The organism is Streptomyces diastatochromogenes (assembly GCF_002242805.1).
GTDB classification, from domain to species: Bacteria; Actinomycetota; Actinomycetes; order Streptomycetales; family Streptomycetaceae; genus Streptomyces; species Streptomyces diastatochromogenes.
Genome location: NZ_MCGQ01000015.1, coordinates 100,679 through 125,516, shown reverse-complemented (window position 1 = coordinate 125,516; position 24,838 = coordinate 100,679). Strand labels below are relative to the sequence as shown.

At 70.7% G+C, this 24,838-nt stretch carries 25 protein-coding genes and 2 pseudogenes; 10 read left to right on the top strand and 17 right to left on the bottom strand.

Features of this window, described 5'->3' with window-relative positions; all coding sequences use genetic code 11:
* Positions 1-47: 47 nt before the first annotated feature.
* The 8 genes from BEK98_RS19175 to clpS form a co-directional block, all read right to left on the bottom strand.
* Complete coding sequence (locus BEK98_RS19175) at positions 48-2,117, bottom strand: putative Ig domain-containing protein (protein ID WP_094217799.1); 2,070 nt, start codon at positions 2,115-2,117, stop codon at positions 48-50.
* A gap of 273 nt (positions 2,118-2,390) precedes the next feature.
* A complete protein-coding gene (locus BEK98_RS19170; RefSeq protein ID WP_094217798.1) occupies positions 2,391-3,341 on the bottom strand; it encodes a PLP-dependent cysteine synthase family protein in 951 nt (316 codons plus the stop codon).
* A gap of 17 nt (positions 3,342-3,358) precedes the next feature.
* Positions 3,359-3,637, bottom strand: coding sequence for a MoaD/ThiS family protein (locus BEK98_RS19165; RefSeq protein WP_094217797.1), 279 nt, complete (start codon positions 3,635-3,637; stop codon positions 3,359-3,361).
* 121 nt (positions 3,638-3,758) lie between these two features.
* Positions 3,759-3,854, bottom strand: a complete 96-nt coding sequence (locus tag BEK98_RS51120; RefSeq protein WP_309550412.1) for a putative leader peptide — start codon at positions 3,852-3,854, stop codon at positions 3,759-3,761.
* Positions 3,855-3,933: 79 nt separating this feature from the next.
* Positions 3,934-4,356 (bottom strand): M67 family metallopeptidase, encoded by a 423-nt coding sequence (locus tag BEK98_RS19160; RefSeq protein WP_094217860.1) that lies wholly within the window; start codon positions 4,354-4,356, stop codon positions 3,934-3,936.
* A 133-nt stretch (positions 4,357-4,489) separates the two neighbouring features.
* A complete protein-coding gene (locus tag BEK98_RS19155) occupies positions 4,490-5,908 on the bottom strand; it encodes an amino acid permease (protein WP_094217796.1) in 1,419 nt (472 codons plus the stop codon).
* 342 nt (positions 5,909-6,250) lie between these two features.
* Positions 6,251-6,856: a DUF2017 domain-containing protein gene (locus BEK98_RS19145; protein WP_094217795.1), complete on the bottom strand. Its 606-nt coding sequence runs from the start codon at positions 6,854-6,856 to the stop codon at positions 6,251-6,253.
* Between the two features lie 12 nt (positions 6,857-6,868).
* A complete protein-coding gene (clpS, locus tag BEK98_RS19140) occupies positions 6,869-7,186 on the bottom strand; it encodes an ATP-dependent Clp protease adapter ClpS (RefSeq protein WP_094217794.1) in 318 nt (105 codons plus the stop codon).
* 56 nt (positions 7,187-7,242) lie between these two features.
* Here clpS and BEK98_RS19135 point away from each other — a divergent pair, with 56 nt between their 5' ends.
* A complete protein-coding gene (locus BEK98_RS19135; RefSeq protein WP_094217793.1) occupies positions 7,243-8,589 on the top strand; it encodes a nicotinate phosphoribosyltransferase in 1,347 nt (448 codons plus the stop codon).
* A gap of 97 nt (positions 8,590-8,686) precedes the next feature.
* Positions 8,687-9,274 (top strand): isochorismatase family protein, encoded by a 588-nt coding sequence (locus tag BEK98_RS19130; RefSeq protein WP_094217792.1) that lies wholly within the window; start codon positions 8,687-8,689, stop codon positions 9,272-9,274.
* Between the two features lie 49 nt (positions 9,275-9,323).
* Here the strand turns inward: BEK98_RS19130 and BEK98_RS19125 are convergent, their stop codons facing one another.
* Together BEK98_RS19125 and BEK98_RS19120 are read right to left on the bottom strand one after the other, a co-directional pair.
* A complete protein-coding gene (locus BEK98_RS19125) occupies positions 9,324-9,650 on the bottom strand; it encodes a hypothetical protein (protein WP_094217791.1) in 327 nt (108 codons plus the stop codon).
* 121 nt (positions 9,651-9,771) lie between these two features.
* Entirely contained in the window at positions 9,772-12,126 is a 2,355-nt protein-coding gene (locus tag BEK98_RS19120; protein WP_094217790.1) for an immune inhibitor A domain-containing protein, read from the bottom strand.
* Between the two features lie 362 nt (positions 12,127-12,488).
* On the opposite strand from BEK98_RS19120, the gene BEK98_RS19115 reads away from it, so the two are divergent.
* Positions 12,489-12,728, top strand: coding sequence for a hypothetical protein (locus tag BEK98_RS19115; protein ID WP_094217789.1), 240 nt, complete (start codon positions 12,489-12,491; stop codon positions 12,726-12,728).
* 73 nt (positions 12,729-12,801) lie between these two features.
* Here the strand turns inward: BEK98_RS19115 and BEK98_RS19110 are convergent, their stop codons facing one another.
* Both BEK98_RS19110 and BEK98_RS19105 read right to left on the bottom strand, forming a co-directional pair.
* Positions 12,802-13,545 carry an RDD family protein gene (locus tag BEK98_RS19110; RefSeq protein WP_094217788.1) on the bottom strand — a complete coding sequence of 248 codons (744 nt, stop codon included), beginning with the start codon at positions 13,543-13,545 and terminating at the stop codon, positions 12,802-12,804.
* Positions 13,546-13,620: 75 nt separating this feature from the next.
* The gene (locus BEK98_RS19105; RefSeq protein ID WP_094217787.1) at positions 13,621-15,258 is read right to left on the bottom strand and encodes an RDD family protein; all 1,638 of its coding nucleotides are present in this window, start codon (positions 15,256-15,258) and stop codon (positions 13,621-13,623) included.
* A gap of 233 nt (positions 15,259-15,491) precedes the next feature.
* Here BEK98_RS19105 and BEK98_RS19100 point away from each other — a divergent pair, with 233 nt between their 5' ends.
* Positions 15,492-15,905 carry an SsgA family sporulation/cell division regulator gene (locus BEK98_RS19100; RefSeq protein WP_094217786.1) on the top strand — a complete coding sequence of 138 codons (414 nt, stop codon included), beginning with the start codon at positions 15,492-15,494 and terminating at the stop codon, positions 15,903-15,905.
* 17 nt (positions 15,906-15,922) lie between these two features.
* On the opposite strand, the gene BEK98_RS19095 is transcribed toward BEK98_RS19100, so the two are convergent.
* The gene (locus BEK98_RS19095; protein WP_094217785.1) at positions 15,923-17,329 is read right to left on the bottom strand and encodes an FAD-binding oxidoreductase; all 1,407 of its coding nucleotides are present in this window, start codon (positions 17,327-17,329) and stop codon (positions 15,923-15,925) included.
* Positions 17,330-17,421: 92 nt separating this feature from the next.
* On the opposite strand from BEK98_RS19095, the gene BEK98_RS19090 reads away from it, so the two are divergent.
* Positions 17,422-18,909 (top strand): tetratricopeptide repeat protein, encoded by a 1,488-nt coding sequence (locus BEK98_RS19090; protein ID WP_094217784.1) that lies wholly within the window; start codon positions 17,422-17,424, stop codon positions 18,907-18,909.
* 45 nt (positions 18,910-18,954) lie between these two features.
* Here the strand turns inward: BEK98_RS19090 and hppD are convergent, their stop codons facing one another.
* The gene (gene hppD, locus BEK98_RS19085; RefSeq protein ID WP_094217783.1) at positions 18,955-20,100 is read right to left on the bottom strand and encodes a 4-hydroxyphenylpyruvate dioxygenase; all 1,146 of its coding nucleotides are present in this window, start codon (positions 20,098-20,100) and stop codon (positions 18,955-18,957) included.
* 122 nt (positions 20,101-20,222) lie between these two features.
* Between hppD and BEK98_RS19080 the strand changes: the two genes are divergently transcribed.
* The 5 genes and pseudogenes from BEK98_RS19080 (at position 20,223) to BEK98_RS49055 (ending at position 22,049) form a co-directional block, all read left to right on the top strand.
* Positions 20,223-20,705, top strand: coding sequence for an Lrp/AsnC family transcriptional regulator (locus BEK98_RS19080; protein WP_208643156.1), 483 nt, complete (start codon positions 20,223-20,225; stop codon positions 20,703-20,705).
* 16 nt (positions 20,706-20,721) lie between these two features.
* Positions 20,722-20,979: pseudogene (locus BEK98_RS50045) on the top strand (ABC transporter permease); the annotation flags it as partial.
* A pseudogene (locus BEK98_RS19075) lies at positions 20,978-21,184 on the top strand (ABC transporter permease); the annotation flags it as partial. The pseudogenes BEK98_RS50045 and BEK98_RS19075, both read left to right, overlap by 2 nt.
* A 67-nt stretch (positions 21,185-21,251) precedes the next feature.
* On the top strand, positions 21,252-21,851 hold the full coding sequence (locus BEK98_RS19070) for an ArsR/SmtB family transcription factor (RefSeq protein WP_094217782.1): 600 nt from the start codon (positions 21,252-21,254) through the stop codon (positions 21,849-21,851).
* Between the two features lie 21 nt (positions 21,852-21,872).
* A complete protein-coding gene (locus BEK98_RS49055) occupies positions 21,873-22,049 on the top strand; it encodes a hypothetical protein (RefSeq protein ID WP_167444208.1) in 177 nt (58 codons plus the stop codon).
* Between the two features lie 52 nt (positions 22,050-22,101).
* Here the strand turns inward: BEK98_RS49055 and BEK98_RS19065 are convergent, their stop codons facing one another.
* From BEK98_RS19065 to BEK98_RS19055, 3 genes are read right to left on the bottom strand one after another with little or no spacing between them, the layout of a single operon-like run.
* Entirely contained in the window at positions 22,102-22,893 is a 792-nt protein-coding gene (locus BEK98_RS19065) for a S16 family serine protease (protein ID WP_094217781.1), read from the bottom strand.
* Between the two features lie 41 nt (positions 22,894-22,934).
* Positions 22,935-24,044 (bottom strand): o-succinylbenzoate synthase, encoded by a 1,110-nt coding sequence (menC, locus tag BEK98_RS19060; protein ID WP_094217780.1) that lies wholly within the window; start codon positions 24,042-24,044, stop codon positions 22,935-22,937.
* Positions 24,041-24,802: a chorismate synthase gene (locus BEK98_RS19055; protein ID WP_094217779.1), complete on the bottom strand. Its 762-nt coding sequence runs from the start codon at positions 24,800-24,802 to the stop codon at positions 24,041-24,043. The genes menC and BEK98_RS19055 overlap by 4 nt, the downstream gene beginning before the upstream one ends.
* Positions 24,803-24,838 lie beyond the last annotated feature (36 nt).

Here is a 24,838-nt window from a genome sequence, read left to right as displayed (position 1 = left end):
CACCCGGAAGGAAATCTTCCGGGTGCGGGATCCGGTTGCCGTACGGCTCAGCTGGTCGTCAGGGCGGTGTCGTCCACGACGAAGCTGGTCTGGAGGGAGGAGTCCTCCACCCCGCTGAACTTCAGGGTGACCGTCTGACCCGCGAACGAGGACAGGTCGAAGGTCTTCTGCGCGTACCCGGAGGCGGCGTTGACGTTCGAGTACGTCGCCAGGGTGGTCGAACCGGCGGTCACGGTCAGCTTGTCGTACGCGGTGCTGCCGGTCTCGGCGGTGTCGATGTGCAGGTAGAAGGTGTAGCTGGCCTTGCAGCCGGACGGGATGGTCACCGACTGGGAGAGCGTGTCGGTGTGGGAGGAGCCGTACCCGTCGAGCCAGGCCTTGTAGGAGCCGCCGTGCGCGGCCTCACCGGAGTCGTTGGTGATGACACCGCTGGAGGCGGTCCAGGTGGTGTTGCCCGACTCGAAGCCCGGGTTGCCGAGCAGCTGGGCCGAGGTGCAGGTGCCGCCGGAGGTGCCGACCGTCCAGGTGAAGGAGGTCGAGCCGGAGGCACCGGTGGAGTCGGTCGCGGTGACCGTGACCTGGTAGGTGCCCGCGGTGGACGCCGTACCGGAGATCAGGCCGGAGGAGCTGTTGATGGACAGGCCGGTGGGCAGGCCGGAGGCGCTGTAGGTCAGGGTCGCGCCCGCGCTGTCGGTGGCGTGGATCTGCAGGCTGGCCGAGCCGCCGGTGGTGGTCGACTGGCTGCCGGGGTTGGTGACGGTCACCGTGTTGCCGGTGCTGGTGCCGGCGGTGAAGGCGGTGGTGCCGTTCGGGGTGCCCCAGCCGGTCGGGCCGTCGTAGCCGGTGCCCGCGGTGCAGAAGTACGAGGTGGAGCAGGAGCCGTTGCTGCCGCTGGTCACGTCGTACAGGTTGCTCGTGTGCTGGTACGGGTACTTCGCCGGGTAGTCGCTGGAGCCCGGGGTGCCCGCGAGGGCGTAGACGCCGGCGACGATCGGGGCGGAGGCGCTGGTGCCGCCGTAGACCGCCCAGCCGGAGCCGCCGTAGGTGTCGTAGACCGCCACGCCGGTGGCCGGGTCGGCGACCGCGGAGACGTCGGCCTCCATGCGCTTGGTGCAGCCGGTGTCGGTCTGCCAGCTCGGCTTCGCGTCGTACGCCGAGCAGCCGGAGCCGGTGCCCTCGGTGGAGCTGGTGTGCCACACCGACTCGCTCCAGCCACGGGAGTTGGAGGAGGTGGTGAGCGCGGTGCCGCCGACGGCGGTCACGTACTGGGAGGTCGCCGGGTACTCGGCGCCGTAGGCGGAGTCACCGGAGGAGACGGTGATGGCGACGCCCGGGTGCTTGAAGTACTGGGTGTCCTCGCTGGTCTGGGAGGAGGACTCGGAGCCGCCCCAGCTGTTGGAGACGACCTTGGCACCGAGCGAGACGGCCTCGTTCTCGGCGATGCCGAGGTCGGTGTCGTTCGCCGAGTTGGCCTCGACCAGGGTGATGCTGCAGTTCGGGCAGACCGCGCTGACCATGTCGAGGTCCAGCGCCTCCTCGCCCGCCCAGCCGGTGTCGTTGGTGGGCAGCGAGGTGGTGGAGCCGGTCTGGCTGACCTGCTTGAAGCAGCCGTTGGCCTTGGTGCAGGCGGACAGGCCGTAGGTGGAGCGGTAAGTGCCCAGGTCCGCCTCGGCGTTGGGGTCGTTGTACGCGTCGACGATGGCGACGGTCAGACCGCTGCCGCCCGTCGAGGGCAGGTTGTAGGCGCTGTGCAGGTTGGCCGGGGAGAGGCCGGAGGGCGCCGCGGCGGCGACCGCCGAGGCGAGCCGCTGCTTGATGTCGGTGCGGCGCTGGGCGAAGCAGGACGCGTGGCCCGGCTCGGCGGTGGCGCACAGATGGGTCGTGGGGACCTTCTGGCCGGCCTTGCCGGTGGAGTGGAAGGTCTGGCGCTCCGGGGCGGTCAGGGCCTTGGCGTTCTGCGCGGCCCGGGAGATGTGGGGCGCGGGAGCGGCGGCGGTGTGGGCGCCGGCCGCCGGTGCCGCGGCGAGTCCGGCGACGGTCAGGGCGAGGGCGGGGAGGGCGATGGAGAAGAGTCTTCGCAGACTCCGTCGCCGCCCGCTCGGGCGTGACTCACGCATGGGGTACTGCCTCCATGGGGAAGTGGGGTTTCTCGCACTGGTTGGGCAGGCCCGTGACGCGCGTAGCGGCGGCAGAACCGCGCAGTCATGAGCATGACACTCACAGACGCCCTGCATGTCGGGTGAGCGTGACATGACAGGGTGCGGGAGGAACGTAGCCCTGGCCCGAGAGTCACCGGCAGTACCGGAGGGAATTCTTTGCCCCTCCATAGGATGGGCTTAGCCCCCTCATAGGAGGGGGATGGCGCGTAGTTGGCCCGTGGAGCAGGGGCGCTATGCCCAGAGCTGGCCCTGGAGCGTCGCGATGGCCTCCTCGGTGGTGGCCGCCGTGTAGACGCCGGTGGAGAGGTACTTCCAGCCGCCGTCGGCCACGATGAAGACGATGTCGGCGCTCTCGCCGGCCTGCACCGCCTTCTTGCCGACTCCGATCGCCGCGTGCAGGGCGGCGCCGGTGGAGACGCCCGCGAAGATGCCCTCCTGCTGCAGGAGTTCACGGGTGCGGGTGACCGCGTCGGCGGAGCCGACCGAGAAGCGGGTGGTGAGCACGGAGGCGTCGTACAGCTCCGGTACGAAACCCTCGTCGAGGTTGCGCAGGCCGTAGACCAGGTCGTCGTAGCGCGGTTCGGCGGCGACGATCTTCACGTCCGGCCTGTGCTCGCGCAGGTAGCGGCCGACGCCCATCAGGGTGCCGGTGGTGCCGAGGCCCGCGACGAAGTGGGTGATGGAGGGGAGGTCCGCCAGGATCTCCGGGCCGGTCGTCGCGTAGTGGGCGCCCGCGTTGTCCGGGTTGCCGTACTGGTAGAGCATCACCCAGTCGGGGTGCTCGGCGGCCAGCTCCTTGGCCACGCGCACGGCCGTGTTCGAGCCGCCCGCCGCCGGGGAGGAGATGATCTCGGCGCCCCACATGCCGAGCAGGTCCCGGCGCTCCTGCGAGGTGTTCTCGGGCATCACGCACACCATGCGGTAGCCCTTGAGCTTCGCCGCCATGGCCAGGGAGATGCCCGTGTTGCCGGAGGTCGGCTCCAGGATCGTGCAGCCCGGGGTGAGCCGGCCGTCCTTCTCCGCCTGCTCGATCATGTGCAGGGCCGGGCGGTCCTTGACCGAGCCGGTGGGGTTGCGGTCCTCCAGCTTGGCCCAGATACGGACGTCCGGGGACGGCGACAACCGCGGCAGGCGCACCAAGGGGGTGTTGCCCACCGCGGCCAGCGGGGAGTCGTAGCGCATGGGTGATCAGCGGCCGATCAGGCCATGCCGCCGGCGACGGCCGGCAGGATCGTCACGGTGTCGCCGTCGGTCAGCTTGGTGTTGATGTTGTCGAGGAAGCGGACGTCCTCGTCGTTCAGGTAGACGTTGACGAAGCGGCGCAGCTTGCCCTCGTCCACGATGCGGGCGTGGATGCCCGCGTGCCGGGTCTCGAGGTCGGTGAACAGGTCGGCGAGGGTGTCACCGCTGCCCTCCACCGCCTTCTGACCGTCGGTGTACTGGCGGAGGATGGTGGGGATGCGGACCTCGATGGCCATGGTTGCGGCTCCTGTCGGAAAGGGTTCGTCGAAGGGGGAAGTGGGCACGCGGCTGGGGGTACCCCCAGGCTTTCGGCACTGGGGGAGCGCCGCGGCCACGGCCGTACGGCGGCGGGGAACGTCAACAGATGGCGCTGTTCAGCCGGCACAGGTCGACGTGCAGCCGCGCCACGAGCAGAGTGCCCGGCGCCTTCTCGCTCACGTCGTTCAGAACCATGGGCTCATCGTATCGATTCCCGGTCCCGCTCCCAGAGTGTGATCTCGCATGCTGGATGAATTCTGACCGAATCGCGGGATCAGTAGGCCTCCACGACCTTGACCTCCTCCTCCGTGACCTCACCTTCCACGATGCGGTACGAGCGGAACTGGAAGTCGCCGAGGCTGTCGGTGTCGGCGGTGGACACCAGGACGTAGTGGGCGCCGGGCTCGTTCGCGTACGAGATGTCGGTGCGGGACGGGTACGCCTCGGTCGCCGTGTGCGAGTGGTAGATGACCACGGGCTCCTCGTCGCGGTCGTCCATCTCGCGGTAGAGCTTGAGGAGGTCCCCGGAGTCGAACTCGTAGAACGTGGGCGACATGGCCGCGTTCAGCATCGGGATGAAGCGCTCGGGGCGGTCCGAACCGGCCGGGCCCGCGACGACGCCGCACGCCTCGTCGGGGTGGTCCTTGCGCGCGTGCGCGACGATCTGGTCGACGAGGGCCTGGGTGATGGTCAGCATGTTCGCCAGGATAAGCAGAAGGGCCACCCCGTACCGAGGGATGGTACGGGGCGGCCCATATGCCGGACGTCCTGAGCGGCGGCCGCCGGGGGTGCCACGAGTACTCCCGGAGGCCGGACGTCCTTCGGTGAGGTCAGCCCACCTTCTCCAGCTCCGGCTCGCGGCGCTCGGCGACCTGCGGGTTGCGGGCCTTGAGGACCGCCCAGCCGATGCCGAGGGCGGCGGCCCAGCCGGCCATCACATAGAGGCAGACGCGGGAGTCGGCGTCGTAGGCGATCAGACCGGTGACGAAGAGCAGGAACACGATGGCGATCCAGCTGCACACCGCGCCGCCCGGCGCCGGGAAGGAGGAGGCGGGCAGCCGGCCCGCGACGACCGCGCGGCGGTAGAGGACGTGGCTGATCAGGATCATCAGCCAGGTCCAGATGCCGGCCGCGGTGGCGACGGAGGTGACGTAGCCGAACGCCTTCTCCGGGACGATGTAGTTGAGGACCACACCGATGGCCATGAAGGCGACGGAGACCGTGATGCCGAGCGCCGGGGTCTTGGAGGCGGACAGCTTCTGGAAGCCCCTCGGGGCCTCTCCGCTCTCGGCCAGGGTGCGCAGCATGCGGCCGGTCGAGTACATGCCGGAGTTGCAGGAGGAGAGGGCGGCGGTGAGGACCACGAAGTTGACGATGCCCGCGCCCGCCGGGATGCCGATCTTCGCGAACGCCTCGACGAAGGGCGAGACGCCCGGCGCGAACTCGGTCCACTTCACCACGCACAGGATGACGGAGAGCGCGCCGACGTAGAAGAGGGCGATACGCCACGGGAGCGTGTTGATGGCCTTGGGGAGGGTCTTCTCCGGGTTCTCCGACTCGCCGGCCGTGACGCCGACCAGCTCGACCGCGAGGTAGGCGAACATGACGCCCTGCAGGGTCATCAGGGACGAGCCGATGCCCTTGGGGAAGAAGCCGTCGAACTGGTAGAGGTTCGCGACCGACGCCGTGTCACCGGCGGAGCTGAAGCCGAAGGTGAGGACGCCGAGGCCGATCACGATCATGCCGATCAGGGCGGTGACCTTGACCATGGAGAACCAGAACTCCAGCTCTCCGAAGACCTTCACGGAGATCAGGTTGACCCCGAAGAGGATCACCAGGAAGACGAGGGCCGTCACCCACTGGGGGATGTGCGGGAACCAGTAGTTGACGTAGATGGCGGCGGCCGTCAGCTCGGCCATGCCGGTCACCACCCACATCAGCCAGTACGTCCAGCCGGTGAAGTAGCCGAAGAACGGGCCGAGGAACTCACGGGAGTACTCCGCGAAGGAGCCCGAGACCGGGCGGTAGAGCAGCAGCTCGCCGAGCGCCCGCATGATGAAGAAGACGATCGCGCCCGCGAGGGCGTACATCAGGATGAGGCTGGGACCGGCCTTGGCGATGTTCGCCCCGGCTCCCAGGAACAGGCCGACGCCGATGGCACCGCCGATCGCGATCATCTGGACCTGACGGCTGCCGAGCCCGCGCTCGTACCCCTCTTCCGGGGCGTCGTTGACCCTCTCGGAGGTCATGTCGTGGTGCGCCTTTCTCCATGCCGAACCGGGCCTTTCGTCGGCCTCGGATCGGGTTTCGATCCCCCCGGATTGATGGAGCTGAGCGGGTTTCGCGAGCCCGCTCGTGCCTGGCCGACGGTCGCCGGCTCGGTGGCGCACCCGACCGAACATGGGTGGTGTCGGCCGGGCGGTCGTGAAGATTTATCACGGCCGCAATATGAGGCACAGGGGCATGATGTGGCGCATCGCACAGGGAGAAGCGGACAAAGAGCGCCCTAAAGCGGCAAACCAGGCCGCAACGGTGACGCGATCGTTATCCGGATTTGAGCGTCCTCTGAGCGAACACAAAATCTGGACAAGTTACGGCATAAGGGTGGTCACGAGCGTCTCCTGGAGGCCGCCCAGCCACAGATACGCCATCACCATCGGCTTGCGCGGGTCCTCGTCCGGGAGCCGGTAGAGCAGATCGGTGTCGTCCTCGTCGAGGATCTCCAGCCGGGAGCCGATCGCCAGGCGCAGGTCGTTGAGGGCGCCGAGCCAGCGCCGCGACTCGTCCGGGGACAGCTTGAGCACCGCCCCGCCCTCACCCACCGGGGAGAGCGCGTCCAGGGTGCGGATCACCGCGAGGGCGTTGTCCCGCTTGCCGGCCCTGAGGTCGTTCTCGGTGTAGCGGCGGAACTCGGCGGAGTGCTCCCGCTGCTCCTCGGCGTCGGCCGGGGAGTCGGGCGCCTTCTCCGGGTCGCTGTAGGCATCCGGGAAGAGCCTGCGCAGGACGGGGTCGGCGGGCGGCTCGCTCGGCCCCTCGGCGAACAGCTCGGCCAGAGGGTCGGCGGGGGCGTCCGCGGCCGGGCCTGGGCCGATGAGTTCCAGGAGCTGGACGGCCAGCGAGCGGATGATGGAGATCTCGACGTCGTCGAGGGCGACAGCCGCGCCGCCGCCGGGGATCGGTTCGAAGTGTCCGGGCATGGAGAAGGTTCGCTACTTCCGGTCCTGCTGGAGGGTGGCCCACAGGCCGTAACCGTGCATCGCCTGCACGTCGCGTTCCATCTCCTCGCGAGTGCCGCTGGAGACGACCGCCCGGCCCTTGTGGTGGACGTCGAGCATGAGCTTGGTGGCCTTGTCCTTCGGATAGCCGAAGTACGCCTGGAAGACGTACGTCACGTAGCTCATGAGGTTGACCGGGTCGTTGTGGACGATCGTGACCCAGGGGACGTCGGGCTCGGGTACGGCGAAGACCTCCTCCGCCGACTCGGTGCGTTCGATCTCTACGGGCGCGGGTGACGTCACACAGCCCATGCTGCCACGCCCTTGATAAATCGTCACACTGACGAAATGGGGGTACCATCCTCGTCATGAACACAGCGGACCTTGGGCTGCCGGTGGACGTTCCCTCGACGGCGCTCTTCACGGACCAGTACGAGCTGACGATGCTGCAAGCCGCGCTGCGGGCCGGTACGGCCGAGCGGCGCAGTGTGTTCGAGGTCTTCACCCGGCGGCTGCCGAACGGGCGGCGCTACGGCGTGGTGGCGGGCACCGGACGCGTCCTGGACGCGGTCGAGAACTTCCGCTTCGACGAGGGTGTCCTCGGCTTCCTGCGGGAGCGGAAGATCGTGGACGAGCAGACCTCGAAGTGGCTCGCCGACTACCGCTTCAGCGGCGACATCTGGGGCTATCCCGAGGGCGAGGTGTACTTCCCGGGTTCGCCGATCATCCGGGTCGAGGGCACCTTCGCCGAGTGCGTGCTGCTGGAGACCGTGATCCTCTCGATCCTCAACCACGACTCGGCCATCGCGGCCGCCGCCTCCCGGATGACCTCCGCCGCGGGCGGCCGGCCGCTGATCGAGATGGGTGCCCGCCGCACCCACGAACTGGCCGCCGTGGCCGCCTCGCGCGCCGCCTACGTCGGCGGCTTCGCGACCACCTCCGACCTCGCGGCCGGCTTCCGGTACGGCATCCCGACCGTCGGCACCTCCGCGCACGCCTTCACCCTGCTGCACGACAGCGAGCGGGACGCCTTCCAGGCCCAGGTGGCCACCCTCGGCCGGGGCACCACGCTGCTGGTCGACACCTACGACGTCGCCGAGGCGGTCCGTACGGCGGTGGAGGTGGCCGGACCCGAGCTGGGCGCGGTCCGCATCGACTCCGGCGACCTGCTCCTCGTGGCACACCGGGTGCGGCAGCAGCTGGACGAGCTGGGCGCCACCGCCACGAAGATCGTCGTGACCTCCGACCTGGACGAGTACGCCATCGCCTCGCTGGCCGCGGCGCCCGTGGACGCGTACGGCGTCGGCACCCAGCTGGTGACCGGCTCCGGGCACCCGACCTGCTCGATGGTCTACAAGCTGGTCGCCCGCGCCGAGTCCGCCGACCCGGCGGCGCCGCTGGTGCCGGTCGCGAAGAAGGCCAGCGGGGGCAAGACCTCCATCGGCGGACGCAAGTGGGCGGCGCGCCGGCTGGACGAGGAGGGGGTGGCCGAGGCCGAGGTGATCGGGACCGGGCCGGTGCCGACCGAACTGGCCGACCGGCAGCTGCTGGTGCAGCTGGTCAAGGGCGGCGAGGTCGTCGCCCGGGAGCCGCTCGACGTGCCCCGTGAGCGGCACATCGCGGCGCGGGCCAACCTGCCGCTGTCCGCTACACAGCTCTCCCGCGGGGAACCTGTCATTCCGACGGAGTATGTCCAGGGGCGCTCGGGTAGCTAAAGCGCGATCGTCGTCCGCCCCCTTTGATGCCCTCTCCCGAACCGGCCGCGAAGTCTCTAGGCTCAGTTACTTAACCCTCAGGCGAAGGACACCCATCATGCGCCGCGCGTTGATCGTCGTAGATGTGCAGAACGACTTCTGCGAAGGGGGCAGCCTCGCGGTGGCCGGGGGCGCCGACGTGGCCGCCGCGATCACCGAGCTGATCGGCCAGGCGGGCGGTACCGGCTACCGCCATGTGGTCGCCACCCGGGACCACCACATCGCGCCCGGCGGCCACTTCGCGGACAACCCCGACTTCGCCCGCTCCTGGCCCGCGCACTGTGTCGCGGGCACGGAGGGGGTGGGCTTCCACCCGAACTTCGCCCCGGCCGTCGCCTCCGGGGCGGTGGACGCGGTGTTCGACAAGGGCGCGTACTCGGCGGCGTACAGCGGCTTCGAGGGCGCGGACGAGAACGGGGTCGCGCTGGCCGACTGGCTGCGCGCCCGGGAGATCGTCGAGGTGGACGTCGTCGGGATCGCCACGGACCACTGCGTGCGGGCCACCGCGCTGGACGCCGTGAAGGAGGGCTTCCGCACCCATGTCCTGCTCGACCTGACCGCCGGGGTGCGCGAGGAGACCACCACCGCGGCGCTCCAGGAACTGCGTGAGGCGGGCGTGGAGCTGACCGGGAAGCCCGTCGTCTGAACGGGCCTCCCGGGAAAGCGCCGGCCCGGTACCCGGCGGGAGGGGCGAGTCAGGCCTGCGCGGCCGGCCGGCGCAGCAGGGCCCTGATCGGATGCCACAGCTCCATCACGGTGACACCGTTGTCCGGAGCCGTGCGCCATATCAGGCCGTCGGGATGGTGCAGCACCGCCGTGACCTCGTCCGGCGTGGGAGGCTCCGCGTTGCCCCGCAGGTACACCGCACGCAACCCCAGGTTGCGCAGCCGGGTCAGGGCACGGGCCCGGTTCTGGGCGTGCACGAGCACCCGTACCCCGGCCTGGCCACCGGCCGGACTGGGCAGGTTCAGCGCCACCACCACCGTGCCGTTCGGCAGCTTGCAGAAGCCTCCTGCGGCCATGCGGTCACATCCCCGTTTCGGTCGGTGTCAATAAGCGGTCCACAGGACGCACCTAAACACGATCGGCGGCAACCCGCCAAGGGGTTGCCGCCGATGTGCGTCTGACCTGCGGTTTTAAGAACTACTTCACCGCGGGACCGACCTTGAGCGAGATCGTCGAGCCGTCCTTGGCCTCCTTGACGATCTTGATCTTGGTGTTGGTGTCAGTGATCTTGACGCCGGCGGTCGGGGTCGAGGGGTCGTAGTACGTGCTGGTGCGGTCGTTGAAGACCGACACGCCCTTCGACGACTTGATCTTCGTCGCGACGTCCGCGTTGTGCAGCGTGAGGCCGTCGGTGCCGTACAGGCTGAACGGGGAGTCGTAGGACTGGATGCGGGTGCGCATCAGCGTGCCGTCGGACCACTTCAGGGCCTTCGGGTGCGAGTCGACCGGCAGGACCAGGCCGACACCCGGGTGGACGCTGGTGTTGTTGTCCGCCTGGGAGGTGTCCCACTTCCAGATCAGCAGGCCGTTCTGGTACGGGTAGTGCTCCACCCAGTCCGGACGGGTCGTCGAGAAGCCGAAGTTGTACGGGCCGACCTTGAGGGTCTTGTCGTACGAGACGTACTGGCGGTTCTCGGCGATGTAGTACTGCGCGTAGTCCTTGGTGAAGGACGCGCCGATCCGGGAGAAGCCACTCACGGTCCAACCGGCGTCCGCGCTCTCGGCGTTGTCGGAGAACACCGTCGCGCCGTCGGCGGTCAGCGTGATCTCGTCCGCCGCGAAGCCCTTCTGCGCCACGCCGCCGTCGGTCTGGTAGCGGAAGCGGACGTCGATCTTCTTGCCAGCGTAGGCGTCCAGCGAGTACGACAGCTTCTTGTACGCGTCGACCGTGCCGGTCAGGGCCGGTGCGCCGCTGGCGTCACGCGGGATGGCCTGGCCGTCCACCGTGCCGTCGAGCGCGGTCCAGTTGGCGCCACCGTCCGTCGACACCTCGGCGTAGAGGTAGTCGTAGTTGGCCTCGATGTCGTACCAGCCGTCCAGGGTCAGCGCGGCCGAGGACTTGCCGGTCAGGTCCACCGAACGGGTCAGCGTGTTCTTGAGGTTGTCGCCGCTGCCACTCCACCACTGGGTCGCACCCTCCGCCGGGGCGACGATCGTGGTGGTGACCGCCTTGTCCGGCAGGGAGACCACGAGGGCCTGCTTGTCCCAGGTGTTGTACTCGGCGACACCCAGCTTGTGCGTGGACTGCTTCCCGGCCTTGGCCGTGTCGTAGTTCAGCCAGCCGAGCTGCAGCTTGTCCCAGGCGCTGAAGTCGCCCGGCAGGTCACCGATGGAGTCCTTGCCCCGACCGAGCCAGGAGCCGGAGGACATCAGGGTCCAGAAGCCGGTGGAGTTGTCGCCGTTGCCGGTGGTGTCGTAGTGGTCCGGCAGGCCGAGGTCGTGGCCGTACTCGTGCGCGAAGACGCCGAGGCCGCCGTTCTCCGGCTGGATGGTGTAGTCACCGACCCAGATGCCGGTGTCGCCGATCTGCGCGCCGCCCAGCTTGTTGTCCGCGGGACCGGTGGCGCCGGCGTCGGTGCCGAAGGCGTACCAGCGGTGGGCCCAGATCGCGTCCTTGCCCTGGGCGCCGCCGCCCGCGGACTCGTCCTCACCGGCGTGCACGATCTGGAAGTGGTCGATGTAGCCGTCGGGCTCGTTGAAGTTGCCGTCGCCGTCGTAGTCGTAGCGGTCCCACTGGTCGTACTTGGCCAGGTCCGCCTTGATCTGCGCGTCTGTCTTGCCGGCCGCCTTCTGCTTGGCCACCCAGGAGGTCACGCCGTCGCTGACGACGTTCCACACGCTCGGGCAGTTGGTGGAGCCACAGGCGTTGTTGCCGTAACGGGCCTCGTTGTAGGGCACCTTGACCCAGTCGGAGACCTCTCCGGACACCGAGTAGCGGCCCGAGGACTCCTTCTCGTAGAACTTCTTCATCGACTCGACGTTCTTGCCGGTGCCGAAGTAGAGGTCCTGGTAGTGCTTCTGGTTGTAGTCCTTCTGCCAGGCCGTCGAGTTGTCCTTCTTACGGTCCGGCGCGGCGATCGTGTTGTGCAGCGGGCCGGGAGTGCCGCCGAACTTGGGGTCGGTCTGGTCCCCGAACTCCACCAGGATGGTGAAGATCTTGTCGGTCTTCTCGCGGCTCAGCTCGACGTACTTGCCGTGGCCCTTCTTGCTCTTGAGCTGGACGACCTTCGAGCCGTTGCGCTCCTGAGCCTTGGCCTTGCCCGCTATGAGCTGGTTCAGGGCCTCCTGGCGCTGGGCCTTCTGCGTCTTGCTCAGGGGGCCGTCGAGGTCGTGCTTCTGCTGCTTCACCGGGGCCGGGTCGTGCCGGTTCGCGGCAGCCGGGCGGGCCGTGGTGCTCGCCTCGGCGACGGCGAACGTCGCGAAGCCGGCAGAGGCGGCGGCGAGCGCCACACCGACGGCGGCGGCTCTGAACGTCCAGGGTCTGCTGGTCACTTGAGTTCCTCCCCCGCGCCGCGCGCACGGACAGGGGGATCCTCGGTCGTGGAAGGGTCCGTGCACGCATGATCAACGCGTGTAATCAAGTGACGACATTTGACTAGAGGTTTAGAAGAAAAGACAGACCTTGACTTGAGCAGGACAAGTGCACTATGCGGAGCGGACGTTCGCTTTACGAACACGTCCGCATGTCGGACAACGGGCGCGTGAGCCTGCCCACTTGCCGGACCCCATGACTCTGTGCGCCCCCCGTGCACCGGTACCGTGGGTTAGGTCACGCTTACCACGCGTCCGGCTCGGGCATGCACGCGAAGAGAGTCGAATGGCGCCCCCACCTTTCTTCCGAGGACACGATTGCCATGCCTCGTCCGACCGCCGCACAGCTCGCCTACGGTTCGTGCACCGTGATCTTCTCGACGCTCGCCATGCTGCTGCTGTCCCAGACGAGTTCGGGCATCGGGGTCACCGTCATCGCCCTGGCCGCGCTCGCGCTGGGGCTGCTCGTGGCGATGACGGTGCCACTACCACCGAGGCCGCGCACCGTCGCGCCGCCGGCCGAGACCGCGCCGGAGAGCGAGCGGGTACCGACCACGTTGTGAACGACGCGTACGGGAGCGGCGGGCCGGTGACAGTCACGGACCCGCCGCTCTCGTATGAGCACCCACAAAAAGGTCAGCCGACTTCGACCACCACCGTTTTGGCGGCCTTGTCGTGCAGACCCTGTTTGTACGGCTTGTCGAAGAAGCTCCAGCCGCCCGTGATCACGAGCCAGAAGCAGGAGCAGCAGAACAGGGCCGGAAGCCAGAGCACCAGCGCGCGGATCAGAGCGGTCTGGGTGTCGGGCGTGGAGCCGTCGGCGAGGTTGGCCACTCTCATGCCCAGCCACTTCTTGCCGAGGGTCTGCCCCCACTTGGCCGTCGTCAAGGTGTCGTAGCCGACGTAGAGCACGATGCCGATCACCGCCTCCGCGATCAACGTGCCGGTCGCGATCGCCTGGCTGTTCGGCATGAAGCCGAAGGGCAGGCTGATCAGAATGGCGACGACGGTGACGAGGACGACGTCGATGAACCGCGCAAGGGTCCGCTTGCCGCTGTCGGCGAGCGGGGGCATGCCGGCGAGCGGGTCGGCGGGGTAGCCCGGGCCGCCGGGACCACCGGGACCGCCGTACGGGCCGCCGCCACCGTAGGGCCCGCCGCCGTAGGGGGGTGGCTGCTGGCCGCCGTAGGGCGGGGGTTGCTGACCTCCGGGCGGCGGTTGCTCACCGCCCGGAGGCGGGCCGCCCGGCGGTGGGGGCTGCTGGGCGCCCGAAGGGGTGTCGTACGGCGAGCCCGATCCCTGCTCCGAGGGGGGCCGCTTCCTGAACGGGTCGTCCTCGGGGGGCTGCTCTCCGGAGCCGGGGGGCGGTTCGCTGCTCATGGCCCGAGTGGACCGCGAACGCCCCGGCTCCGCACCCGGCGAGCGGCCGTACGGAGTACGGGTCCGCCCGTCGGGTCAGGACGCGACGAAGGTGTGGGCCGCCTTGTCGTGCCAGCACTGGTGCCAGGGCCGGTCGAACAGGCACCACAGCACGCCGACGATCCCGATGCCGAGCAGACCGGGGATGCTGTAGACCAGCCAGCGACGCAGGGCCGCGCCGAACGTCGGAGGCGCGTGCCCCTCGATGTCCCGGACCTCCAGGCCGCACAGCTTCTTGCCGAGGGTGCGGCCCCACTTGGCGGTGGGCAGCACCTCGTACAGGACGCCGAAGAGGAGAAGGACGGCGAGGACGATGCCGAGGGCGGTGCCGGTGGTGCCGTCGACCAGCCAGACGGTGACGGTACGGCCGGACAGCTTGGCCTCGTCGATCTTCTGCTGGACATGGTCGACCGCCGGGGCGCCGAGCGGGACCGCCGCGGCGGCGGTGACGGCGCCGATGACCAGGCTGTCGATCAGACGGGCGGCGAACCGCTTGCCGAGGCCGGCCGGGCGGGCCGCGGCCTGCCGGCGGGCGGCCGCCTGGAAGATGTCCTCCACCGGCGGCTTCCACGGTGCCACCGGCTCGTCCGCGCCCCCGGCCAGCTGGTGCACCTGCTGGGCCCAGGAGGACTGCCCACCGCCCGGACCCGAGGTCATCGGGGTGCCGGCACCGGCCTGCTGCGGCACCCCGGGGGCCACGGCGGCGGAAGCCTGGGGCGCCTGCGGGGTCTGTGCGGCAGCGGCCCGCGCGGCGGCCGCCTTCCCGGCACCGAACCCGGGACGGTCGGGCGGCGCGGACTGCGCGCCCGGCGCCCCGATCGGACCCTGCACACCGGGACCGCCAAGTCCGCCTGCGACAGCGGCACTTGGGCCACCCGGCCCCGCGTGGGGCGCGCCGACCGGGCCCTGGGCCCCGAAGCCGCCGGCACCCGCCGCGCCGGACGCAGCCCCCGAGCCGAAGCCACCGGCACCCGCCGAGCCGGACCCCTGCGCACCGGGGCCCGCCGTACCGGGCCCACCGGACGCTGCCCCCTGGCCGGAGGCCTGCGCACCGAAGCCCGCACCCGCGCCGGGCCCTCCCGACCCCGAGCCGAAGCCGCCCGCGCCGGGACCGCCCGCCGCCCCCGAGCCGGAGGCCTGCGCTCCGAAGCCCGGCGTGCCGGAGGCTCCCGAGCCTGCCGGGCCCGTTGCCCCGGCAGCGCCGGGCTGCCTGCCCTGCCCCGGCCGGAACGTCATCGTGCCGTCGTCCGTGACCGCCGCCGGGCCCGGGACCGGGCGGCGGAAGATGAAGGTGCCGCCGGGGTCCTGGGCGGAGTCGTCCGCGGGCGGGATCGACGCCGTGCCGTCGGTGCGGCTGGCGTGCCCGGACGGCTGGGACGGGTGGTCCGCGGGGACGCGGGGATCGGTGCCCCAGGCGGACGGCTGGTCCTGCCCGGAGGGTGCCGGCTGCGGGTCCTCGTCGAAGAAGTGCGGGCCCGTCTCCTCGACGGACGGGGCCGCCGGGCGGGCGCCGGGCGGCGGGGTGAGCGGTTCGCCGTCCTGCGGCGCCGGCCGGCTGGTGCCCGGCACCCAGGAGGCGCCGTTCCAGTACCGGACGTAGCCGGGGATGGACGGGTCCGGGTAGTAGCCCTCGCGGGGCCTGTCGTCACCGGGTGCCGGGGTTGGGGCGCTCATGTCCGTCGTCCCGTATCTGCTCGGGGGTGAAATGGGGTCCCCCACATCTATCAGACCCGGGCATGCCACACCGCCAGTCCCGCCGGACCCACCCCTTTCCGGGCAACGCCGTACACGGGTCCCACACCTGCACGGAAAAAGTTTCCCGAACCCGCGTAATGCCCGTGCCCCTGCCCCCTCTCCCCTGGTACGGGCCCGGTCCGAGCGGCCCCGGCAGAGAGGAGACGCAGGTCATGCATGACACCGTGGTGGAGCGGGAGCTGGAGTTGAGGCTCGTCCTGTCGCCCGAGCGGAGCATCCCGGTCCCGGCCCGGCTGAGCTACCGCTCCGACGATCCGTACGCGATCCACATCACCTTCCACATCAACTCCGAGCACCCGGTCAACTGGACGTTCGCCCGGGAGCTGCTGGTGGAGGGGGTGTTCCGGCCGTGCGGGCAGGGGGATGTGCGGGTGTGGCCGACCAAGGTCGACGGGCGCAGCGTGGTGCTGATGGCGCTGAGTTCGCCGGACGGGGAAGCCCTGCTGGAGGCGCCGTCCGCGCAGGTGTCGGCCTGGCTGGAGCGGACGCTGCGGGTGGTGCCCCCGGGGAGCGAGGGCGGGCAGCTGGGCATCGACGACGCGCTCGACCAACTGCTCGCCCAGTGAGGGCCGTACGGGAGAGGTCAGAACAGCTTGCCGGGGTTGAGGATGCCGAGCGGGTCGAAGACCTGCTTCACCGCCCGCTGCATCTCCACGCCGACCGGGCCGATCTCCCGCGCCAGCCACTCCTTCTTCAGGACGCCCACCCCGTGTTCGCCGGTGATGGTGCCGCCGAGTTCCAGGCCGAGGGCCATGATCTCGTCGAATGACTCGCGGGCCCGCCGGGACTCGTCCGGGTCCTGGGCGTCGAAGCAGACGGTGGGGTGCGTGTTGCCGTCGCCGGCGTGCGCGCAGACCCCGATGGTGAGCCCGAACTTGGCGGCGATCTGCTCGACGCCCTCGAGCATCGCGCCGAGCTTCGAGCGGGGCACGCACACGTCGTCGATCATCGTCGTGCCCTTCACCGCCTCCAGCGCGGTCAGCGAGAGCCGCCGGGCCTGGAGGAGGAGTTCGGACTCGGCGGCGTCCTCGGCCGGGACGACCTGGCTAGCGCCGGCGGCCTCGCACAGCGCGCCGACGGCGGCGAGGTCGGGGGTGGGGTCCGGGGTGTCGAAGGCGGCCAGCAGCAGCGCCTCGGTGGTCTCCGGGAGACCCATGTGGGCGAGGTCGTTGACCGCCTTGACGGTCGTACGGTCCATCAGTTCGAGGAGGGAGGGCACGTGACCGCCCTCCATGATCCGGCACACGGCGTCGCAGGCGGCGGCCGCGGAGCCGAACTCGGCGGCCAGGACGAGCTGCTGGGGCGGCTTGGGCCGCAGGCCCAGGACCGCGCGGACAACGATGCCGAGCGAGCCCTCGGAGCCGACGAAGAGCCGGGTGAGGTCGTAGCCGGCCACCCCTTTCGCGGTACGGCGCCCGGTGGACATCAGGCGGCCGTCGGCGAGGACGACCTCCAGGCCGAGGACGTACTCGGCGGTCACGCCGTACTTCACACAGCACAGGCCGCCCGACCCCGTGCCGATGTTGCCGCCGATGGTGCACATCTCCCAGCTGGAGGGGTCGGGCGGGTAGTACAGGCCATGTTCCTCGACCGCGCGGGAGAGGGCGGCGTTGATGACGCCCGGTTCCACGACGGCGATCCGGTCGACGGGGCTGATCTCCAGGATGCGGTCCATCTTGGTCAGGGACAGCACGATGCAGCCGTCGGTGGCGTTGGCGCCGCCGGACAGGCCGGAGCGGGCGCCCTGCGGGACGACCGGGACGCGCAGCTCGGTGGCGGTGCGCATGACGTGCTGGACCTGTTCGACGGTGCGTGGCAGCACGACCACGGCCGGGGCGCCGGCCGGACAGAAGCTCGCCATGTCGTTGGCGTAGGAGGCGGTGATGTCGGGGTCGGTCAGGACGGCCTCGGCGGGCAGGCCGGCCAGGAGCCGGTCGGTGAGATTACCGGTGTGTTCGTCGCGGGGGGCTTCGATACGGCTCATGATCACAGCGTCGCACTCGGGGCCATCGGTGTGAACCCCGTCCGTGCCGCCCTTGGGCCACCCGGACGTGCCGGTCGTACTGCCGCACAGTGAGCGGCATGGAGATCCGACAGTACGGCCGCTCCGTCCCCGGTACGTCCCTGGTGGCCGAGCCGCCTCCGCCGCGCCGCACCCGGCGGTGGCTGCGGCGCGTGCTGGTCACCGCGTGTGTCTGCGGAGTCGCTGCGGGCGCGGCCCTGATGCTGCCGCAGGCCGAGCCGCACCGCCGGGCCGCACCGCCCGCCCCGGGCCCACGGGCCCAGGCCCGGCTGCAGGCGCGGACACTGGCCGCGGTCACCTCCGGATTGCCGGCCGGGCTGCCGGAGCTGGCGGCGCTGATCGGGCAGCAGGAGAGCCGGGTGCGGGCGCAGCCGCGGGACGCGCGGGCATGGGCGGTGCTGGGGAGCGCGTATCTGGAGCAGGGGCGGCACAGTGCGGACGCGGCGAACTTTCCGAAGGCCGAGCGGGCGCTGCGGACCTCGCTGGAGGTGCGGGGCACCGGCAACGCGGAGGCGCTGGGCGGGCTGGCCGCGCTGGCGAACGCGCGCCGGGACTTCCCGTCGGCCAAGCGGTACGGCGAGCAGGCGCTGAAGCTGGCGCCGAAGCGGTGGACGTCGTATCCGGCGCTGATCGACGCCTACACCGGGCTCGGCGACTACAAGGCGGCCCGGGGCGCCCTGGACAAACTGACGGCGCTGCGCACCGGCGCGGCCGAACGGCCCGCGGTGATGGCGCGGGCCTCGGCGGTCTACCGCGACCGGGGCTGGCGCGAGGACGCCGCGGCCCAGCTGACGGACGCGGCGGCGGCCGCCCGCACCCCCGCCGAGCAGGCCGCCTATCTGACCGGGGTCGGGCAGCTGGCCTGGGAGCGGGGCGACCGGGAGGACGCGCTGCGGCACTTCCGGGCGGCCGTACGCCTCGACCCCGACCAGCGGGCGGCGCTCGCCGGGCAGGGGCGGGCGCTGGCCGCGCTGGGCCGCACCGACGAGGCGGTCGCCGCGTACCGGACCGCCCTCGCCAAGCACGCCGACCCCCAGGTCACGCTGGAACTCGGCGAGTTGTACGAGTCTCGGGGGCAGTTCGCGGCGGCCCGGGAGCAGTACGGGCTGCTGCGGGAGCGGGTACGGCAGGCGGTGGCGGGCGGGGTCGACGAGGAGCTGCTGATCGGGCAGTTCGAGGCGGACCACGGGGACCCGCAGGACGCGGTGGCGCGGCTGGAGGAGGAGTGGGAGCGCCAGCCGGGGATCGAGGTGGCCGACGCCCTCGCCTGGGCGCTGCACCGGGACGGCGACGACGAGGAGGCGCTGGACTACGCCACGACCGCGACGGACAAGACGAAGGGCGGCGGGGTGCGCAGTGCGCTGTACGTGTTCCACCGGGGGATGATCGAGCGCGAGCTGGAGCTGAACGGGCCGGCCCAGCGGCATCTCGACGAGGCGCTGCGGATCAACCCGTACTTCTCGCCGCTGCGGGTCACGGCGGCGCAGTCGGCGTTGCAGGAGTTGGCCGAGGAACCGGAGGAGCCCCTGCCCGCCGACCTGTCCTAGGGACAGGCCGACGGGTTACAGGCCGACGGGCTTCAGGTTGCCGAGTTACAGGTTGCCGCGCTTCTCCTGCTCGCGTTCGATCGCCTCGAACAGGGCCTTGAAGTTGCCCTTGCCGAAGCCCATCGAGCCATGCCGTTCGATGATCTCGAAGAACACGGTCGGCTTGTCCTGGACCGGCTTGGTGAAGATCTGCAGCAGGTAGCCGTCCTCGTCCCGGTCGGCGAGGATCTTCAGTTCGCGCAGGGTGTCGATCGGCACCCGGGTGTCGCCCACCCACTCGCCGAGCGTGTCGTAGTACGAGTCCGGGGTGTCGAGGAACTGGACCCCGGCCGCGCGCATGGTGCGGACGGTCGCGACGATGTCGTTGGTGTTCAGCGCGATGTGCTGGACGCCGGCGCCGCCGTAGAACTCCAGGTACTCGTCGATCTGGGACTTCTTCTTGGCGATCGCGGGCTCGTTGATCGGGAACTTGACCTTGAGGGTGCCGTCCGCGACGACCTTCGACATCAGCGCGCTGTACTCGGTGGCGATGTCGTCGCCCACGAACTCCTTCATGTTCGTGAAGCCCATGACCTTGTTGTAGAAGCCGACCCACTCGTTCATCCGGCCGAGTTCGACGTTGCCCACGCAGTGGTCGATGGCCTGGAAGGTGCGCTGGGCGGGCGGTTCGACCATCGGCGCGGCCGCCACGAACCCGGGCAGGTACGGGCCGTCGTAGCCGGAGCGGTCGACGAGGGTGTGGCGGGTCTCGCCGTAGGTGGCGATCGCGGCGAGGACGACGGTGCCGTGCTCGTCCTTCAGCTCGTACGGCTCGGCGACCGAGCGGGCGCCGTGCTCGATCGCGTAGGCGTAGGCACGGCGGGCGTCCGGGACCTCGATGGCCAGGTCGATGACGCCGTCGCCGTGCTCGGCCACGTGCCGGGCGAGGAAGTCGCCCCAGGCGGTGGTCGCCTTGATCACCGAGGTGAACACGAAGCGGGCGGAGCCGTTCTCCAGCACGTAGCTCGCGGTCTCGCGGCTGCCGTTCTCCGGTCCGGAGTAGGCGACCAGCTTCATGCCGAAGGCGGTGGAGTAGTAGTGCGCCGCCTGCTTGGCGTTGCCCACGGCGAAGACGACCGCGTCCATTCCCTTGACCGGGAAGGGGTCGGCCTGCCGGGCGGTGTCGGGAGTGTGGTGTGTGGTCTGCGTCATGCCGGAAGGGTGGCCCCGGCCTGCAAGGTGCGCAATAGTTTGTTTGTTCACTGGGCAATCTGCTCAGTGGTGTGACCGTTTCTGCGGTCCTTCTGTACAGGATGACCATCCCGGGAGGCGCGGTGGCGATCGATCATCTGGACGGCCGGATCATCGTGCTGCTGGCCCGGGAGCCGCGCATCGGTGTGCTGGAGATGTCCCGGCGGCTGGGGGTCGCCCGGGGGACGGTGCAGGCACGTCTTGACCGGCTTCAGTCGAATGGAGTGATCCGCGGATTCGGGCCCCAGGTGGACCCGGCGGCCCTCGGCTACCCGGTCACCGCGTTCGCCACACTGCAGATCCGGCAGGGCCAAGGGCCCGATGTCCGGGCGCACTTGGCGACCGTGCCGGAGGTGCTGGAGCTGCTCACCACCACCGGCAGCGGGGACATGCTGTGCCGCCTGGTGGCCCGCTCGAACGCCGATCTCCAGCGGGTGATCGACCGGGTCGTCGGTTTTGACGGCATCGTCCGGGCCTCCACGGCGATCGTCATGGAGAACCCCGTTCCGCTGCGGATCATCCCGCTCGTGGAGCAGGCCGCCGAGGACAGTCGGGAAGGGATCTAGCCGGCCTGGAGCACGCGTGAGCTTCTGGGAGTACCTGAGCAGCCGCCACCAGCAGCTGCTCACGGACGCCTGGCGGCACGCGGGCGCGGTCCTCCTGTGCATGGTCGTGGCGACCGTCGTCGGCGTGCTCGTCGGGATCGTCACGTATCGCAGCGTGTGGGCGGACCGGCTGGTCACGCGCACGGCCTCCGCCCTCCTCACCGTCCCGTCCCTGGCGCTGATCGGTCTGCTCGTCCCGCTGGTGGGCCTGGGCCTGCCGCCGACGGTGATCGCGCACGGCCCTGGTCCTCGACGTCGGTACGGCCACCCTGGCTGCCTTCGGTGGAGGCGGCGGCCTGGGCGTGCTGATCACCGCGGGCCTCACGCACCGGCAGACGCCGGTCCTGGTGGTCGGCTCGGTCCTCACCGTCGCCCTCGCCCTGCTGGTCGACTGGCTGGCCTCGCCGGCGGAGGCGCTGCTGCGGCCACGCGGGCTGTAGCCGATACAAAGAAGACGTTGCAAAGAAGTCCTTGCAACGAACTCTTTGCATAGCTACCTTTGTACGCATGACGGAGCACGAGAAGACGGAGCACGAGGGACGGAAACAGCGCCGGCTGGATCCACGCGCACTGCGGGGGCTCGCCCACCCGCTGCGGATGCAGCTGCTGGACACGCTGCGCCGGCGCGGACCCGCCACCGCCTCCCAACTGGCGGAGCGGCTCGGCGAGTCCAGCGGTGCGACCAGCTACCACCTGCGCCAGCTCGCCGCCCACGGCTTCGTCGAGGACGCACCCGAGCACGGCAAGGGCCGGGAGCGCTGGTGGCGGGCCGTGGACCAGGGACTGGTCTTCGACAGCGCCGACTTCGAGGGCGCCGGACCGGAAGTGCGCGGGATGGCCGAGGTCTTCCTGCACGAGGTCGCCGGAACCCACGCCCGCGAGCTGGCCACCTGGCTCAGCACCCGCGACCAGTGGTCCACGGACTGGTCCCGCGGCTCCGACATGAGCGACGCGACGCTACGGCTGACACCCGAGCTGGCCGCCGAATTCGTCACGAAGATGCACGCCCTGATCGAGGACTACCGGGGCCGTGTCCCCGACGCGGACACACCCGGTTCCGAGCAAGTACGCATCCACACGCACCTGTTCCCCATCGACACCGACTGAGACGAACTGAGAGGCCCCGCCATGCAGCTCACCACCCAGCTCGCCCAGCACCACGTCGCCGACCTGACCGCCGAGGCCGCCGCCCACCGCCTCGCCACCGAGGCGAAGCCCCCGGTCGAACTGCGCACCCGCGTCGGCTGGACCCTCGTGGAGGTCGGCCTGCGCCTCGCGGCCGCGCCGAAGCCGGCGGTCGCCTGAAGCAGCCAGTGGTCGCCCTACAGCCAGTGGTCGCCCTACAGCCAGTGATCGCCTAGCAGCTCGGGACCGAGTCCTTCCCCTTCTCCAGCGCCACCAGGGAGTCCACCGCGCCCTTGAGCGTGGTCACCGGCACCAGCCGCAGCCCCTTGGGCAGCTCGGCCTTCGCATCACTGCACTCGGCCTTCGGCACCAGGAAGACGGTGGCCCCGTCCCGCCGGGCGGCCTGTGTCTTCAGGGCCACCCCGCCGACCGCGCCGACCTTCCCGGCGGCGTCGATCGTCCCCGTACCGGCGATGGTGCGGCCACCCGTGAGGTCGCCGCCGCTGCCGTCGCCGTTCAGCTTGTCGATGATCCCCAGGGTGAACAGCAGCCCCGCGCTGGGCCCGCCCACATCGGCGAGCTTCAGCTGGACCTTGACCTTGTCGGCGCTCAGGTCCAGGTACTTCAGCGCCGCCTGGGTCGCCGCGTCCTGGGACTGCTGCATCTGCTCCGCGTTGTGCTTCTCGATCTCCTTGACGCTGTTGCCGCTCGGGTAGACCGCGTCGCGGGGCATCACGGCACGGTCCGTGCGGAACCAGTTGCCGATCACGTCCTTGAGGGACACCCGGGCGTCCGGGCCGGTCGCCTCGATGGTCGTCATCCGCAGCTGCCCGCCGGTCGTCCGGGTGGGCGCACCGGAGACGGTGATCACCGGGGTGCCCTGGTTCTTCCCCAGCACGTTCGCCGTCATCCCGGGCTGCGCCACCGAGAACGGCAGCGGCGCGAAGACCGCCGTGGCGAGCAGGGCCACGACGGGCACGGCGCAGACGGCGACGGCCTGGGAACGCGTGAGACGTGAGAGCACGTAATCAATCTACGTGACGGCCACCCGGCACCCCCCGCCTCCTATGCGGCGTACAGATCCCGCCGCTCCCGGGTGAACCGCCGCAGCGCGTCCGGCAGCGGCTTGACGCCGATCCCGGGCGTGGTCGGCACCGGGAGATGGCCGTCCTCCAGCACGAACGGCTCGGTGATGTCCTCGGCGAAGTAGCGCGAGGAGGCCGAGGTGTCGCCGGGCAGGGTGAAGCCGGGCAGGGCGGCCAGGGCCAGGTTGGGGGCGCGGCCGATGCCCGTCTCCAGCATCCCGCCGCACCACACCGGGACCCCGTGCGCGTGGGCCACGTCGTGCACGCGGCGGGCCTCCAGGTAGCCGCCGACCCGGGCGGGCTTGACGTTCACCACCCGGCAGGCGTCCATGGCGATCGCGGACGCGGTGTCCCGGGCGTGGTGCAGGGACTCGTCCAGGCAGACCGGGGTCGCCAGGCGCTGCTGGAGCCGTGCGTGGGCGTGGAGGTTGTTCTCCTCCAGCGGCTCCTCGATCAGCAGCAGCCCGAACTCGTCAAGGCGCCGCAGGTGCTCGACGTCCCCCAGGGTGTAGGCGGTGTTGGCGTCGACCTGGAGGGGCAGCCCGGCGCCGAAGCGCTCGCGGACCGCCCGGACCGGCTCGACGTCCCAGCCGGGCTCGATCTTCAGCTTGATGCGGACGTACCCCTCGGCGAGGTAGCGCTCGACGTCGTCCAGCAGCTCGGGCACGGAGTTCTTGATGCCGACGGAGACCCCGGCGGGCACCCGGTCCCGTACGGCGCCGAGGTAGGTCGCGAGCGGCATGCCGTACGCCCGCAGCTCGGCGTCGAGCACCGCCGTCTCCAGGGCCGCCTTCGCCAGCTCGTGCCCCTTGATCTTGGCCGTCGCCGGGGCCAGCGCGGCCGTGGTGAGGTGCGGGAGGGCGGCCACCCGGGGCAGCAGGAAGTCGCGCAGCACGATCTCCGCGCCGGCCACGAACTCCGAGCAGTACAGCGGTTCGGGGTCGGCGGCGAACTCCGACCAGCCCTCGGCCTCGTCCGTGACGACGTGCAGGAGGAAGGTGTCCTTGGTCGTCATCGTGCCGAAGGACGTACGGAAGGGCGTGACCAGCGGGATCGCGACGTGCACGATCTCGACGCGCTCCAGTTTCATGCGGCCTCCTCCGTCCGGGTGAGCGTGTACCAGCCGTCGCGGGACATGCCCGTCGCCCGGAAGCCCTCCGCGAAGGCCGCCAGGAACACCTCGCGCACGGCGTGCCGCCAGCGCAGGGCGAGCGCGGGGTCGGCGGCACGGAGCCCGACGATGTCGTCGGGGACCCGGCACCAGACGTACCGGTCGCCGAGGTCACGGCGGGCGAGCGCGCCGCCGTCCGGGGCGGTCCGGGTGACCGGACCGCGGGCGCCCGCGTCCGTGTCGTACGACGGCCCAGGCGCCGCCAGATCCCAGGTCACCGTCAGCCGGTCGCTCTCGTCTCCGTCGTTCACGCCGTCGGTCATGGGGCCGTAGAAGTCGACCAGGTACTCCGTGCCGACGGCACCCAGCTTGACCAGGTTGAAGCGGGCGTTGCGGCCGACCAGCGGGTCGAAGGTCCAGCGCATGGTGCGGGCACCGAGCCCGAGGGCCCAGTCGCGCTGGGCCTGCTTCACGGCGTACCCGAGGCCCCGGTCGGCGGCCGCCACCAGCGAGTACGTGCTGTGCTCCGCGCCGAGCACGGCCACGGCGGCCCCGGCCAGCCGCTGCCCGTCGTACACGGCGTGCACGGCGCCACCGGCGTGCACCAGGCTGTGCAGCACCTCGGCCGGGTAGGGCGGGGCGGTCCGGGGGGTGTGCCAGACGTCGCTGAAGTGGTCGGCCACGGCCGCGAGCCCGGCGACGTCGTGGACGGTGCGGATGGTGACCCCTGTGGTCATGACTCCTGCTGTCATGGGACGAGTCTCGGAGGCCAC

What these genes read in the sequence shown, in the direction of transcription:
- BEK98_RS19070 (WP_094217782.1), top strand. Translation starts at nt 21,252, where the DNA reads ATGACGGAGCACGAGAAGACGGAGCACGAGGGACGGAAACAGCGCCGG.
- BEK98_RS19105 (WP_094217787.1), bottom strand. Translation starts at nt 15,258, where the DNA reads ATGAGCGCCCCAACCCCGGCACCCGGTGACGACAGGCCCCGCGAGGGC.
- BEK98_RS19170 (WP_094217798.1), bottom strand. Translation starts at nt 3,341, where the DNA reads ATGCGCTACGACTCCCCGCTGGCCGCGGTGGGCAACACCCCCTTGGTG.
- BEK98_RS19135 (WP_094217793.1), top strand. Translation starts at nt 7,243, where the DNA reads ATGAACACAGCGGACCTTGGGCTGCCGGTGGACGTTCCCTCGACGGCG.
- clpS (WP_094217794.1), bottom strand. Translation starts at nt 7,186, where the DNA reads ATGGGCTGTGTGACGTCACCCGCGCCCGTAGAGATCGAACGCACCGAG.
- BEK98_RS19055 (WP_094217779.1), bottom strand. Translation starts at nt 24,802, where the DNA reads ATGACCACAGGGGTCACCATCCGCACCGTCCACGACGTCGCCGGGCTC.
- BEK98_RS51120 (WP_309550412.1), bottom strand. Translation starts at nt 3,854, where the DNA reads ATGGTTCTGAACGACGTGAGCGAGAAGGCGCCGGGCACTCTGCTCGTG.
- BEK98_RS19110 (WP_094217788.1), bottom strand. Translation starts at nt 13,545, where the DNA reads ATGAGCAGCGAACCGCCCCCCGGCTCCGGAGAGCAGCCCCCCGAGGAC.
- BEK98_RS19090 (WP_094217784.1), top strand. Translation starts at nt 17,422, where the DNA reads ATGGAGATCCGACAGTACGGCCGCTCCGTCCCCGGTACGTCCCTGGTG.
- BEK98_RS19125 (WP_094217791.1), bottom strand. Translation starts at nt 9,650, where the DNA reads ATGGCCGCAGGAGGCTTCTGCAAGCTGCCGAACGGCACGGTGGTGGTG.
- BEK98_RS49055 (WP_167444208.1), top strand. Translation starts at nt 21,873, where the DNA reads ATGCAGCTCACCACCCAGCTCGCCCAGCACCACGTCGCCGACCTGACC.
- BEK98_RS19175 (WP_094217799.1), bottom strand. Translation starts at nt 2,117, where the DNA reads ATGCGTGAGTCACGCCCGAGCGGGCGGCGACGGAGTCTGCGAAGACTC.
- hppD (WP_094217783.1), bottom strand. Translation starts at nt 20,100, where the DNA reads ATGACGCAGACCACACACCACACTCCCGACACCGCCCGGCAGGCCGAC.
- BEK98_RS19115 (WP_094217789.1), top strand. Translation starts at nt 12,489, where the DNA reads ATGCCTCGTCCGACCGCCGCACAGCTCGCCTACGGTTCGTGCACCGTG.
- BEK98_RS19100 (WP_094217786.1), top strand. Translation starts at nt 15,492, where the DNA reads ATGCATGACACCGTGGTGGAGCGGGAGCTGGAGTTGAGGCTCGTCCTG.
- BEK98_RS19155 (WP_094217796.1), bottom strand. Translation starts at nt 5,908, where the DNA reads ATGACCTCCGAGAGGGTCAACGACGCCCCGGAAGAGGGGTACGAGCGC.
- menC (WP_094217780.1), bottom strand. Translation starts at nt 24,044, where the DNA reads ATGAAACTGGAGCGCGTCGAGATCGTGCACGTCGCGATCCCGCTGGTC.
- BEK98_RS19130 (WP_094217792.1), top strand. Translation starts at nt 8,687, where the DNA reads ATGCGCCGCGCGTTGATCGTCGTAGATGTGCAGAACGACTTCTGCGAA.
- BEK98_RS19160 (WP_094217860.1), bottom strand. Translation starts at nt 4,356, where the DNA reads ATGCTGACCATCACCCAGGCCCTCGTCGACCAGATCGTCGCGCACGCG.
- BEK98_RS19145 (WP_094217795.1), bottom strand. Translation starts at nt 6,856, where the DNA reads ATGCCCGGACACTTCGAACCGATCCCCGGCGGCGGCGCGGCTGTCGCC.
- BEK98_RS19165 (WP_094217797.1), bottom strand. Translation starts at nt 3,637, where the DNA reads ATGGCCATCGAGGTCCGCATCCCCACCATCCTCCGCCAGTACACCGAC.